The organism is Pseudomonas sp. QE6 (assembly GCF_041379005.1).
Taxonomy (GTDB): Bacteria; Pseudomonadota; Gammaproteobacteria; order Pseudomonadales; family Pseudomonadaceae; genus Pseudomonas.
Window position 1 is genome coordinate 4155289 of the sequence record NZ_CP166873.1, and the last position, 13366, is coordinate 4168654.

Sequence of the window (13366 nt, forward strand, 5' to 3'; positions counted from 1 at the left end):
ACGGTTGTGAGGGCATTCAAGCCTCTTCGACCGCCGCCCTAGTACGAAGGGAGTAGGCGGCATCACCCAAAGCAGGATTCGGCCCGCGGGCAAGCGTTCTTACCATCGTCATCACGGTCGCCGCTCCGGGCGCCGAGCCTTGCCAAGCATCTCGATGAGAGGATGAAGTGATGAACAACAAGAACGTGCTGTGCGGCCTGCTGTTGCTGGCTGGCCTGGGTACCTCGGGTCTGGCCCTGTCCCACGGCAATGTGACGCCCCAGGCAGTGGATACCACGGGGCTGGAGCCGCTGGGCAAGGAATGGCGCGACACCAACCCCTACCGCGAGCCCTACGCCAACCACGCCAAGGCGGTGGAAATCGGCGCCTCGGCCTACAACCAGAACTGCGCGCGTTGCCACGGCCTGGAAGCCAAGTCCGGTGGCATTGCCCCCGACCTGCGCAAGCTCGACGTCGGCGCCGAGGGTGACGAGTGGTTCAAGGAGCGGGTGATCAATGGTGCGGTGCGCGACGGCGCCGTGTACATGCCGAAGATGGCCGACTACATCAGCCAGGAAGGCCTCTGGGCGATCCGCACCTACCTGGACAGCGTGCACGTGGAAGAGTGACCGCCATGCGCCTGCCCAGCCTGCTGTCCCGGCTATTTCTGAGCCTGGTCCTGAGCCTGCTGCTGGGGCAGGCGCAGGCCGGGGTCCGCCCCTACGAGGACATGGTCGCCAGTGGCGTGCTGCGGGTGGCCGTGTACGAGAACTTCCCGCCCTACAGCTTCATGCAGGGCGAGCAGCCGCGCGGCATCGACATCGACCTGGCGACGCGCCTGGCCAACGGGCTGGGCCTGCGCGCGGAGTTCCTCTGGGTCACGCCGGGCGAGCGCCTGGATGACGACCTGCGCAACTTCATCTGGAAGGGCCATTACCTGCGCCCCGGCGTGGTCGCCGACGTGATGCTGCGCGTGCCCTACGACCGCGAATACGCCAACCGGCGCAATGATGTCGGCGAGTTCGCCAACGCACAGGTGGTGATGTTCGGCCCCTACCAGCGCGAGCGCTGGCAGGTGGTCAATGACGACCGCCGGTTGCCGAAGGTCGACACCATCGCGGCCTTTCGCGAACACCCCATCGGCGTTGAACTGGACAGCGTACCGTCCTTCTACCTGACCTCGGTGCTGGGCGGCCAGCTCAGCCGCATGACCGTGCATTTCCCCAGCACCCAGGCGGCCTTCGACGGCATGCGCGCGGGCAAGGTGGATGCGGTGATGGCCCTGCGCGGCGAGCTGGACTGGATGCGCAAGCAAGCCGGCGACGAACACCTGAAGAATGCCGAGAACACCTACCCCAACCTCGGCCAGCCCGAGTGGGATATCGGCATGGCGGTGCATGAAAGCAATCGCCAGCTCTCCAACGCTCTGGACGGCGAACTGGAGGACCTGGTGCGCAGTGGCGAGATGGAAAAGCTCTACGCGGCCTACGGCGTGCGCTACGAACTGCCGGGGCTCTATCAGGACGTGCAGTGAGGGAGACAGGATGCACAGGCGCCAGGTGTTGTTAGGGATGTGCGCATTGCCGCTGCTGGCCGCGGCGGTGGAGGGCGACCCGATGCCCTCGGTGATGTGGGAGTACCACCACAAGCGGCTGCTCAATGGCGAGCCCTATGTCTTCGACGAGCGCGTGAAGCTGGGCGTGCCGCCGTTCGCCGAGGACTCCCGGCAGGTGCCGGTGGAAGTGGACGCCCGTGCCTTGCCGGAACGCTTCGACCGCCTGCTGCTGTGGGCCGAGTTGAACCCGATTCCCCATGTGCTGACGCTCTATCCCGGCGAGCACCTGGAGCCGCTGCTGGCGGTGCGCATCCGCATCGAACAGGCCACGCCGATCCGCGCCGCGCTGCGGGACGAGAAGGGCGTCTGGCACGTCGGCTCGGCCTGGATCGACGCCGCCGGCGGCGGCTGCACGGCGCCCAGCGTGGTGCGCGCACAGCCGGGCTGGGAGGATCGGCTTGGCCAGGTCCACGGCGAGTCCTATGCCAAGGGCGAATACAGCCGGGTGCGCCTGTCGGTGTCGCACCCGATGGACAACGGCCTGGTCGGCGGCATCCCCGAATTCTACCTGGACCACGCCGAGCTGCGTGGCCCCGGCGGGGAAGTCTTCGCCCGGCTGGACCTGTTCCCGGCGGTGAGCGAGAACCCGACCTTCACCTTCGAGGTGCGTGGCCACCCGCACACCGAACTCTGGCTGCATGACAACAACGGCAACCAATTCCAGGCCGCTCTGCGCTAACGAGGTGCCCATGCGTTTCCTCCTGATCGCCCTCGCGTGCCTGTGCCTGCCGGCGCTGGCCGACCTGCAGTACCACCTTCAACCCCGGCAGATCGCCAAGGGCACCTGGCTGGTGGAAGGCAGTACCGACAACTTCGGCAAGGACAATGGCGGCGCCATCGTCAACGTCGCCTTCATCGACACCGGCGACGGTGTGCTGGTGATCGACACCGGCCCCTCGAAACGCTATGGCGAAGCCTTGCGCACGATGATCCAGCAGACCACCGGCAAGCCGGTGAAGCGCGTGCTGCTGACCCATCATCACCCCGATCACGTGCTGGGCAACCAGGCCTTTACCGATGTGCCCATCGGGGCGCTGGCCGGCACCGGCAGGTTGCTCAAGGAGCAGGGCAACGCCATGGCGGAGAACATGTACCGCCTGGTGGGCGACTGGATGCGCGGCACGGAAGTGGTGTTGCCCACCGAGACGGTGGAGCCGGGCAGCGTGCAGATGGGCAGTCACCGGTTCCGACTGGTGGGGCTGCGCGGGCATACCGGCGCGGACCTGGCGATCCTCGACGAGACCACCGGCGTGCTCTTTGCCGGAGACATCGTGTTCTACCAGCGTGCGCTGACCACGCCCAACAGTCCGGGGCTGGACGTGTGGCTGGGGGATCTGGATACGCTGGAGAAGCTGCCGTGGAAGCTCATCGTCCCCGGCCATGGCCCCGTCGCCACCGACGCTGCGCCTTTCGCCCAGATGCGCGACTACCTCGGCTGGCTGGATAGCGTGATGCGCGACGGCATTGCCCAGGGCGCGGACATGAACGACCTGTTGCGCACGCCGATTCCCGAGCGCTTCGCCGGGGTCAGCCTGACGCGTTATGAACTGATCCGCAGCGTCAGCCATCTCTATCCGCGCTACGAGCAGAAGGCGCTGCCGCGCGTCGACGAGCAATAGTATTTGCCCCCGGATGCTACTGCGCGCGGGCCTGCCCTCACCCCAACCCTCTCCCAGGGGGAGAGGGGGCTGACTGGGACGGCTTAGCTGCTCGTCGCTCCGATCTGCTCTTCCTGTAGGAGCGAGCTTGCTCGCGAACCTTCCGACAGGATTAACTCCTGTGTCCGCCTATCGCGCCGAACGGCTCCCTCTTCCTCGGGAAAGGGTTGGGGCGAGGGGCTCGGAACTCACCCCCAGGCATCGTCGCCGCCGGGAAATCTGGTTCGCGAGCAAGCTCGCTCCTGCAAGGGGACATCCACCCTCTGCGCTCCTGTGCAAGCCCCGAATTTCGCGCCGCGCAGCCCGGTATTGCTACCAAGGAACTAGGAAATTCGGTACTGCGTTCAATTGTTGGCCACCGCCACCAAACCAAGAATCTGCGACAGACCGGGCAACTTTCCCGGGTACAACAACAATCGCAGAGGCGCACGCCATGAGACAGCTTCAACCTTTCGCCCGCACCGTGCTGTTCACCGCCATCAGCCTGGCCAGCCTGGGTGCCCACGCCGGGGTCACCGACCAGGACATCAGTGATTCGGCCAAGCGCACCGACCAGGTCGTGGTCAACGGCATCAACCAGCAGGGCCAGCGCTTCAGCCCGCTGAACACGCTGAACAGCGACAACGTGAAGGAGCTGCGGCCGGTATGGGCGCTGTCTTTCGGCGGCGAGAAGCAGCGCGGCCAGCAGGCGCAACCGCTGATCAAGGACGGCGTGATGTACGTCACCGCCTCCTACTCGCGGGTCTTCGCGGTGGATGCGCGCACCGGGCGCAAGCTGTGGCAGTACGACGCGCGCCTGCCCGACGGCATCATGCCCTGCTGTGACGTGATCAACCGTGGCGTCGCCCTGTACGGCGACCTGGTGATCTTCGGTACCCTCGACGCCAAGCTGGTCGCCTTGAACAAGGACACCGGCAAGGTGGTGTGGAAGAAGACCGTGGCCGACTACAAGGCCGGCTACTCCATCTCCGCCGCGCCACTGATCGCCAAGGGCAAGCTGATCACCGGTGTGGCCGGTGGCGAGTTCGGCGTGGTCGGCAAGATCGAGGCCTACAACCCCACCAACGGCGAGCTGCTGTGGAGCCGCCCGACCGTGGAAGGCCATATGGGCTACGTCTACAAGGACGGCAAGGCCATCGAGAACGGCATCTCCGGCGGCGAAGCGGGCAAGACCTGGCCGGGCGACCTGTGGAAGACCGGCGGCGCCGCGCCCTGGCTGGGCGGCTACTACGATCCGAGCACCGACTCGCTGTTCATCGGCACCGGCAACCCTTCGCCGTGGAACTCGCACCTGCGTCCGGGCGACAACCTGTTCTCCTCCTCGCGCCTGGCGCTGAACCCGGAGGACGGCTCGATCAAGTGGCACTTCCAGACCACCCCGCATGACGGCTGGGACTTCGACGGCGTGAACGAGCTGGTGTCCTTCGACTACCAGGACGGCGGCAAGACCGTACAGGCCGCCGCTACCGCCGACCGCAACGGCTTCTTCTACGTGCTCGACCGCACCAACGGCAAGTTCATCCGCGGCTTCCCCTTCGTCGACAAGGTGACCTGGGCCAAGGGCCTGGACAAGGACGGCCGGCCGATCTACGACGACGCCCACCGTCCGGGCGCGCCGGGGCAGGGGACCGAGAAGGGTTCCTCGGTGTTCGTCTCGCCGTCCTTCCTCGGCGGCAAGAACTGGATGCCCATGGCCTACAGCCAGGACACCGGCCTGTTCTACGTGCCCTCCAACGAGTGGGGCATGGACATGTGGAATGAGAACATTGCCTACAAGAAGGGCGCGGCGTACCTCGGCGCGGGCTTCACCATCAAGCCGCTGAACGAGAAGTACATTGGCGTGCTGCGCGCCATCGATCCCAAGACCGGCAAGCAGGTATGGCGCTACGAGAACTACGCGCCGCTGTGGGGCGGCGTGCTGGCGACCCATGGCAACCTGGTGTTCACCGGCAACCCCGAGGGCTACCTGATGGCGTTCGACGCCAAGAGCGGCAAGAAGCTCTACGAGTTCAACACCGGCTCGGGCGTGATCGCCTCGCCGATCACCTGGGAGATGGATGGCGAGCAGTATGTGACTGTGCTCTCCGGCTGGGGTGGTGCGGTGCCGCTGTGGGGCGGCGAGGTGGCCAAGCGGATCAAGGACCTGGATCAGGGCGGGATGATCTGGACCTTCAAGCTGCCGAAGGATCTGGTGGCGAAGAAGTGATGTGGGGTTGAGGTGAGCAGGGGGCCGGCCGTTGCGCTGGCCCTTTGTTTTTGCGCTGATCGCGGACGGAATCCGCTCCTACGCAGGCGGTATGGGCCGGGGCTCCAGTTGAAACGGGTTTCGCCGTGGGGGGCCAAACCTGTAGGAGCGGACCTTGTCCGCGATGCTTTGGGTTTTGGTGTTTCTGCGCCGCTTCAGCGTGTATTGATGTATTTGGTTTCGCCCCCTCGGGCGAGTCACTTTCTCAAACGACGGATGGCCGCCCCCAAGAAAGTAACCAAAGCGCTTGCCCTTGCATCCGGTTTTTCGCTTAGGCGAAAAATGCCCTCGTTCCATCGAAGTGTCAGGGGCCCGAACTAGGCGTCCCCCTTGACGGGCCATCCATGGCCCAACGACGCTCTCGCGGCATCCATGCCGCTCAACCCCTGAAACTCCGATTCCACTCGGCCTCCTGAAGAGGGCGCTCCGGCACGCGCGGAGATTTCTCTGGAAACCGCTTTTCGTAGGAGAGACGGGGCGCCTAGCCCTTGTCCGGGAATCCATCGCGACGGAATCCGTGCTGACAGGGAAGCGTCTGGGCTTATCGCCAACCTGTAGGAGCGAGCTTGCTCGCGAACCGCCTGACGCTGATGCGGTCGGGTAATTCTGTTCGCGAGCAAGCTCGCTCCTACGAAAAGCCACTCGCCGGCATCTACTACCAAATGAGTACCCCATCACTCCCATGGGTGCATTCCGGGCCGGGAAGGGCGCTGCCTAAGATCGCCCCATGACCCGGCCGATTCAGGCCGGGACCCGACAGGAGAGCTTTTCCATGATCTACGCCCCACCCGGAGCCCCCGGCGCCGTCGTCACCCTCAAGCCGCGCTACGGCAACTACATCGGTGGCAAGTTCGTCCCGCCGGTGCTGGGCCAGTACTTCAGCAACACCTCGCCGGTGAACGGCGAAGTCATCGCCGAGTTCCCGCGCTCCACTGCCGAGGACATCGAGCTGGCCCTGGACGCCGCCCACGCCGCAGCAGACGCCTGGGGCCGCACCTCGGTACAGGACCGCGCGCTGATCCTGCTGAAGATCGCCGACCGCATCGAGCAGAACCTGGAACAACTGGCCGTCGCCGAAACCTGGGACAATGGCAAGGCCGTGCGTGAAACCCTGAACGCCGACGTGCCCCTGGCCGCCGACCACTTCCGCTACTTCGCCGGCTGCATCCGCGCCCAGGAAGGCGGCGCCGCCGAGATCAACGAGAACACCGTCGCCTACCACATCCACGAGCCGCTGGGCGTGGTGGGTCAGATCATCCCGTGGAACTTCCCGCTGCTGATGGCCGCCTGGAAACTGGCCCCGGCCCTGGCTGCCGGCAACTGCGTGGTGCTCAAGCCGGCCGAGCAGACGCCGCTGTCGATCATGCTGCTGGCCGAGATCATCGGTGACCTGCTGCCGCCGGGCGTGCTCAACATCGTCCAGGGCTTCGGCCGCGAAGCCGGCCAGGCACTGGCCACCAGCAAGCGCATCGCCAAGATCGCCTTCACCGGCTCGACTCCTGTCGGCTCGCACATCCTCCGCTGCGCGGCGGAGAACATCATCCCGTCCACCGTGGAGCTGGGCGGCAAGAGCCCGAACATCTTCTTCGAGGACATCATGCAGGCCGAGCCGGCCTTCATCGAGAAAGCCGCCGAGGGCCTGGTGCTGGCCTTCTTCAACCAGGGCGAGGTGTGCACCTGCCCGTCGCGGGCACTGGTGCAGGAATCCATCTTCGAGCCGTTCATGGCCGAGGTGCTGAAGAAGGTCAAGGCGATCAAGCGCGGCAACCCGCTGGACACCGAGACCATGGTCGGCGCCCAGGCCTCGCAGCAGCAGTACGAGAAGATCCTGTCCTACCTCGACATCGCCCAGAACGAAGGCGCCGAGCTGCTCGCCGGCGGCTCCAGCGAGCGCCTGGAGGGTGACCTGGCCAGCGGTTACTACATCCAGCCGACCCTGCTCAAAGGTCACAACGGCATGCGCGTGTTCCAGGAGGAAATCTTCGGGCCGGTGGTGGGCGTCACTACCTTCAAGGACGAAGCCGAAGCCCTGGCGATCGCCAACGACACCGAGTTCGGCCTCGGTGCCGGCGTCTGGACCCGCGACATCAACCGCGCCTGGCGCATGGGCCGGGGCATCCAGTCCGGCCGCGTGTGGACCAACTGCTACCACCTGTATCCGGCCCACGCCGCATTCGGTGGCTACAAGAAATCCGGCGTGGGTCGCGAGACCCACAAGATGATGCTCGACCACTACCAGCAGACCAAGAACCTGCTGGTGAGCTATGACATCAACCCGCTGGGCTTCTTCTGATCCCCGGCTGATCCAGGCAGTAAGCCGGCGAGCCTTCCCCCACCGGGCTCGCCGGTTCCCACCTCCGGTGTGCCCGCCGACCGGGCATCCCTTGTCTCGACGCGCCCGTTCGGGCGGCCGTCCGCTTCCGTGCCCACTTCCTCGGGCGACGGCCTTCGTCGAACGCGACTCCGGTCGCGTTTTCTTTTTTCCGATGACTCTTTGTTCGCGAGCAAGCTCGCTCCTACGAAAAGCACCGTATCGCCCCTGTAGGAGCGAGCTTGCTCGCGAACCGCCGGGTTTCAGGACACTCCCAAATCGACCGGGATGTCAGCGGCGAACTATGGTTAAACGTCGTACCACCGCGAACGGTCTTACGCCCTGCGTGGCGGGACCGTGCACTCGCTACCAAATCAGGGGGGAATCTCCTTCGAAAGTATCATTCGGCCTCTCTGCCCCCGGTGTTTAACTCGATCTACCGGAACAACCGGTGCGATGCCTGCAAGACATCCCAACAACAAGAGGACAGACCCATGTGGACCAAGCCTAGCTTCACCGACCTGCGCCTTGGCTTCGAAGTGACCCTGTACTTCGCCAACCGCTGATCCACTCGGCCCCGGTCCGCCGGGGCCCCTGCCCACGGGGCACTGTCATGCACATCCGAATTCTCGGGTCGGCCGCCGGCGGCGGTTTTCCCCAGTGGAACTGCAATTGCCGCAACTGTCGCGGCGTACGCGACGGCAGCGTGATCGCACAGCCACGCACCCAGTCGTCCATCGCGCTGTCCGACGATGGCGAGAACTGGATTCTCTGCAACGCCTCCCCCGACATCCGCGCCCAGCTGGCGTCCTTCCCGGCGCTGCAGCCGGCGCGGCGCCTGCGCGATTCGGCGATTGCCGCCATCGTCCTGCTGGACAGCCAGATCGACCACACCACCGGCCTGCTCAGCCTGCGCGAGGGCTGCCCGCACGAGGTGTGGTGCACGGAGATGGTCCACCAGGACCTGTCCACGGGCTTCCCGCTGTTCCCCATGCTGTTGCACTGGAACGGCGGGTTGAAGCACAACCTCATCGCGCTGGATGCCGAGCCCTTCGTCATCCCGGCCTGCCCGGGCCTACGCATCACCGCCATTGCCCTGCGCAGCAGTGCGCCGCCGTATTCGCCGCATCGGGGCAATCCACATCCGGGCGACAACATCGGCCTGTTCGTCGAAGACCTGTCCACCGGCGGCAAGCTGTTCTACGCGCCCGGCCTGGGCCAGGTGGACGATGGCCTGCTGGCGTGGATGCGCCGCGCCGACTGCCTGCTGGTGGACGGCACGCTCTGGCGCGACGACGAAATGCGCGTCTGCGAAGTGGGCGACAAGCTCGGCAGCGAGATGGGCCACCTGGCCCAGAGCGGTCCCGGCGGCATGATCGAGGTGCTCGACGGCATCGACGGACCGCGCAAGGTGCTCATCCACGTCAACAACACCAATCCCATCCTCGACATCGCCTCGCCCGAACGCGCCGAACTGGACGCGCACGGCATCGAGGTGGCGTTCGATGGCATGAACATCTACCTCTGACGGCCCTTGTAGAAGGAGCGCCGCGATGCCCCGTGAAGCCATGAGCCCCGCCGAATTCGAGCAGGCGCTGCGCGCCAAGGGCGCCTGCTACCACATCTTCCACCCGTACCACGTGGCCATGTACGAGGGCCGCGCGAGCCGCGAGCAGATCCAGGGCTGGGTGGCCAACCGCTTCTACTACCAGGTGAACATTCCGCTGAAGGACGCGGCGATCCTCGCCAACTGCCCGGACCGCGACGTGCGCCGCGAGTGGCTGCAGCGCATCCTCGACCATGACGGCGCACCGGGCGAGGAGGGCGGCATCGAGGCCTGGCTGCGCCTGGCCGAAGCCGTGGGGCTGGACCGCGAGCAGGTGTTGTCCCAGGAACTGGTGCTGCCCGGCGTGCGCTTCGCCGTGGACGCCTACGTCAACTTCGCCCGCCGTGCCGGTTGGCAGGAAGCGGCCAGCAGCTCGCTGACCGAGCTGTTCGCCCCGCAGATCCACCAGTCGCGCCTGGACAGCTGGCCGCAGCACTACCCCTGGATCGACGCCAGCGGTTACGACTACTTCCGCAAGCGCCTGTCCCAGGCACGGCGCGACGTGGAACACGGCCTGCGCATCACCCTGGAGCATTACCGCACCCGCGAGGCCCAGGAACGCATGCTGGAAATCCTGCAATTCAAGCTCGACGTGCTCTGGAGCATGCTCGACGCGATGAGCATGGCCTATGAACTGGAGCGCCCGCCGTACCACACGGTGACGACCGAGCGCGTATGGCACAGGGGGTTGCTGTGATGAGTCTGCCTTCGCTGGACAGCGTACCGGTGCTGCGCCGGGGCTTCCGCCTGCAATTCGAACCCGCCCAGGGCTGCCACGTGCTGCTCTATCCTGAAGGGATGGTGAAGCTCAACGACAGCGCCGGGGCGATCCTCGGCCGTGTCGACGGCCAGCGCGACGTCGCCGGCATCATCGACGGCCTGCGCGCCGATTTCCCCGGCGTGCCCGGCATCGACGAAGACATCCTGGCATTCCTCGAGGTGGCCCATGCGCAATTCTGGATCGAGCTGCGCTGAGGCGCCGGTGGGCCCGCCGCTCTGGCTGCTGGCCGAGCTGACCTACCGTTGCCCGCTGCAGTGCCCGTACTGCTCCAACCCGCTGGACTTCGCCAAGGGCGGCGAGGAGCTTTCTACCGCGCAATGGATCGAGGTATTCCGCCAGGCCCGCGAGATGGGCGCGGCACAACTCGGTTTCTCCGGCGGCGAGCCGCTGGTGCGCCAGGACCTCGCCGAGCTGATCGCCGCCGCGCGCGGGCTGGGCTTCTACACCAACCTGATCACCTCCGGCATCGGGCTCAACGAGCAGCGCCTGAAAGAGTTCGCCGACGCAGGGCTGGACCATATCCAGATCAGTTTCCAGGCCGCCGACGAGGAGGGGAACAACCTGCTCGCCGGCTCGCGCAAGGCCTTCGCCCAGAAACTCGCCATGGCCCGTGCGGTAAAGGCCCACGGCTATCCGATGGTGCTCAACTTCGTCACCCACCGGCACAACATCGACAGCATCGACCGCATCATCGAACTGTGCATCGAGCTGGAAGCCGATTACGTCGAACTCGCCACCTGCCAGTTCTATGGTTGGGCCGAGCTCAACCGCGCCGGCCTGTTGCCGACCCGCGAGCAGTTGCAGCACGCCGAGCGCGTCACCGCGCAGTACCGCGAGCGCCTGGTCGCCGAAGGCAATCCGTGCAAGCTGATCTTCGTGGTGCCGGACTACTACGAGGAGCGTCCCAAGGCCTGCATGGGCGGCTGGGGCAGCGTGTTCCTCGACGTCACCCCGGACGGCACCGCGCTGCCGTGCCATAGCGCTCGGCAACTGCCGGTGAAGTTCCCCAACGTGCGCGAGCACAGCCTGCAGCACATCTGGTACGAGTCCTTCGGCTTCAACCGCTTCCGCGGCGATGCCTGGATGCCCGAACCGTGCCGTTCCTGCGACGAGAAGGAACGCGATGTCGGCGGCTGCCGCTGCCAGGCCTTCATGCTCACCGGCGACGCCGAGGCGACCGATCCGGTGTGCGCCAAGTCGGCCCACCACGGCATCATCCTCGACGCCCGCCGCGAGGCCGAGGAGGCGCCGTTGGCCCTGGACCAGCTGACCTGGCGCAACGAGCGCGCCTCGCAGTTGATCTGCAAGGCCTGAGCGTGGGCCGCGACGACTGGAGCGCCGAACACGCGGTGGCCGCCGCCGGGGACTTCGCCGAGCTGCACGTTGCCCATGGCGGCCTGTTGTGGGCCGCCTTCGACCCCGCCAGCGCACGCTGCCGGCTGTTCCTGCGCCGTGAAGGGCAGACCCGCGAACTGACGCCGCCCGGCGCCTCGGTGCGCAGCCGCGTCTACGAGTACGGCGGCGGTTCCTGCTGCGCCACGACCGATGGCGTGGCCTGGGTGGAAGAGGGCGACCAGCAGGTGCGCTGGCTGCGCCTGGGCGGCGAACCCCGCGCCATCACCCATCGCGACGACTGCCGTTACGGCGACCTGCATTACGTCGCCGCCTGGAACGCGCTGCTGGCGGTGGAGGAGGAGGGTGGTAGCGGCGGGGTGAAGCACCGCATCGTCCGCCTCGATGCCGATGGCCGGCGGCGGGTGATCGCCACAGGCGCGGATTTCTATGCCTCGCCCGTGGCCGACGGCAGTGCCGAACGAATCGCCTGGGTGGAATGGGACCGTCCCGAACAACCCTGGACACGCACCCGCCTGGTCGAGTCCTTCGCCGGCGAACAACGCTGCCTGGCCGGGCAGACCCGGCACGAATCCATCCAGCAGCCGCGCTTCGCCGACGATGGCCGGCTGCACTGGCTGAGCGACCGCGCCGGCTACTGGCAGCCGTACCGCGAAGGTCTGGGCGATTGGCAGGCTGCGACGGCGGACCATGCCAGCGCGCCCTGGCAACTGGGCGGACGCACCTTCCTGCCACTGGCGGACGGCAGCCTGCTGGCAACCCGTTATGAAGAAGGCCGCGGCGTGCTGGTGCTGTACGACGGGCGCGGTGGCGAACGCCGGCTCGCACCGGAGTACAGCCGCTTCCGCTCCCTTGCTGCGGATGAGCGGCACTTCTACTGCATCGCCGCCGCGCCGGATCGCCTGCCGACGCTATTGGCTATCCGCCGGGTGGACGGTTCCCCCCAGGTACTGGCCGGCGGCGAACAGCCGGTGCCGGAGGCAGACCTGTCCCGTGGCGAAGCCTTCCACTATCCGGTGGGTGAGGACGAGTGTGGCCATGGCTTCTTCTACCCACCCTACGGCGACGTAGAAGTACCGCCCCTGGTGGTGTTCCTGCACGGCGGCCCGACCTCGGCCACCCACCCGGTGTTCGACGGGCGCATCCAGTTCTGGACCCGTCGCGGCTTCGCCGTGGCGGACCTCAACTATCGCGGCAGCAGCGGATATGGCCGCGCCTATCGGGAACGCCTGCACCTGGGCTGGGGCCAGGTGGAAGTGGAGGACATCGGCGCGGCGCTGGATTTCCTCGCCAAGGCCGGACGCATCGACCGCCAACGGGTCTTCGTGCGCGGCGCCAGTGCCGGCGGCTACAGCGCGCTGATGGCTCTGGCACGGCTGCCGGGGCTGCGCGGCGGCGCCAGCCTGTATGGCGTCAGCGATCCGCAGGCGCTGGCCCGTGTGACCCACAAGTTCGAGGCGGATTACCTCGACTGGCTGATCGGCGACCCGCAGCAGGACGCCGAACGCTACCGGGAGCGTACGCCGGTGCTGCTGGCGGAGCATATCCACGCGCCGGTGATCTTCTTCCAGGGTGAGCTGGATGCCGTGGTGGTGCCGGCGCAGACCGACGCCATGGTCGAGTCCCTGCGCCAACGTGGCGTGCCGGTAGAGGTGCACCGCTATGCCGGCGAGCGCCATGGATTCCGCCAGGGCGCCAATCTCGCCCATGCGCTGGAAGCGGAGTGGCGCTTCTACCAGGCACTGCTGGCTGTCTGAAGCGTCTGCCAAGGTCGCATTGCAATACCTGACGGATGCAGTAGGCTGCCGGAAACATCCC

At 66.5% G+C, this 13366-nt stretch carries 12 protein-coding genes; all 12 read left to right on the forward strand.

The window, feature by feature from the left end:
- Nucleotides 1–170 precede the first annotated feature (170 nt).
- The 12 genes from pedF to ACAW63_RS19160 all read left to right on the forward strand — a co-directional run bounded on the left by pedF (nt 171) and on the right by ACAW63_RS19160 (nt 13305).
- A complete protein-coding gene (pedF, locus tag ACAW63_RS19105) occupies nt 171–608 on the forward strand; it encodes a cytochrome c-550 PedF (RefSeq protein ID WP_371227749.1) in 438 nt (145 codons plus the stop codon).
- Between the two features lie 5 nt (nt 609–613).
- The gene (locus tag ACAW63_RS19110) at nt 614–1513 is read left to right on the forward strand and encodes a substrate-binding periplasmic protein (protein WP_371227751.1); all 900 of its coding nucleotides are present in this window, start codon (nt 614–616) and stop codon (nt 1511–1513) included.
- 10 nt (nt 1514–1523) lie between these two features.
- Nucleotides 1524–2273 carry a quinoprotein dehydrogenase-associated SoxYZ-like carrier gene (locus ACAW63_RS19115; protein WP_371227753.1) on the forward strand — a complete coding sequence of 250 codons (750 nt, stop codon included), beginning with the start codon at nt 1524–1526 and terminating at the stop codon, nt 2271–2273.
- A gap of 10 nt (nt 2274–2283) precedes the next feature.
- On the forward strand, nt 2284–3213 hold the full coding sequence (locus ACAW63_RS19120; RefSeq protein WP_371227755.1) for a quinoprotein relay system zinc metallohydrolase 1: 930 nt from the start codon (nt 2284–2286) through the stop codon (nt 3211–3213).
- 472 nt (nt 3214–3685) lie between these two features.
- A complete protein-coding gene (locus ACAW63_RS19125; RefSeq protein ID WP_371227757.1) occupies nt 3686–5458 on the forward strand; it encodes a methanol/ethanol family PQQ-dependent dehydrogenase in 1773 nt (590 codons plus the stop codon).
- A gap of 811 nt (nt 5459–6269) precedes the next feature.
- Nucleotides 6270–7790, forward strand: coding sequence for an aldehyde dehydrogenase family protein (locus tag ACAW63_RS19130; protein ID WP_371227759.1), 1521 nt, complete (start codon nt 6270–6272; stop codon nt 7788–7790).
- 512 nt (nt 7791–8302) lie between these two features.
- Nucleotides 8303–8374, forward strand: a complete 72-nt coding sequence (gene pqqA / locus ACAW63_RS19135; RefSeq protein WP_003106462.1) for a pyrroloquinoline quinone precursor peptide PqqA — start codon at nt 8303–8305, stop codon at nt 8372–8374.
- A gap of 47 nt (nt 8375–8421) precedes the next feature.
- Nucleotides 8422–9336, forward strand: coding sequence for a pyrroloquinoline quinone biosynthesis protein PqqB (gene pqqB, locus ACAW63_RS19140; RefSeq protein ID WP_371227761.1), 915 nt, complete (start codon nt 8422–8424; stop codon nt 9334–9336).
- 25 nt (nt 9337–9361) lie between these two features.
- On the forward strand, nt 9362–10111 hold the full coding sequence (gene pqqC / locus ACAW63_RS19145) for a pyrroloquinoline-quinone synthase PqqC (protein WP_371227763.1): 750 nt from the start codon (nt 9362–9364) through the stop codon (nt 10109–10111).
- Nucleotides 10111–10389 (forward strand): pyrroloquinoline quinone biosynthesis peptide chaperone PqqD, encoded by a 279-nt coding sequence (pqqD, locus tag ACAW63_RS19150; RefSeq protein ID WP_371227765.1) that lies wholly within the window; start codon nt 10111–10113, stop codon nt 10387–10389. The genes pqqC and pqqD overlap by 1 nt, the downstream gene beginning before the upstream one ends.
- Nucleotides 10361–11509, forward strand: coding sequence for a pyrroloquinoline quinone biosynthesis protein PqqE (gene pqqE / locus ACAW63_RS19155; protein ID WP_371227767.1), 1149 nt, complete (start codon nt 10361–10363; stop codon nt 11507–11509). The genes pqqD and pqqE overlap by 29 nt, the downstream gene beginning before the upstream one ends.
- A gap of 2 nt (nt 11510–11511) precedes the next feature.
- Nucleotides 11512–13305 carry an alpha/beta hydrolase family protein gene (locus tag ACAW63_RS19160; RefSeq protein ID WP_371227769.1) on the forward strand — a complete coding sequence of 598 codons (1794 nt, stop codon included), beginning with the start codon at nt 11512–11514 and terminating at the stop codon, nt 13303–13305.
- Nucleotides 13306–13366: the final 61 nt, after the last annotated feature.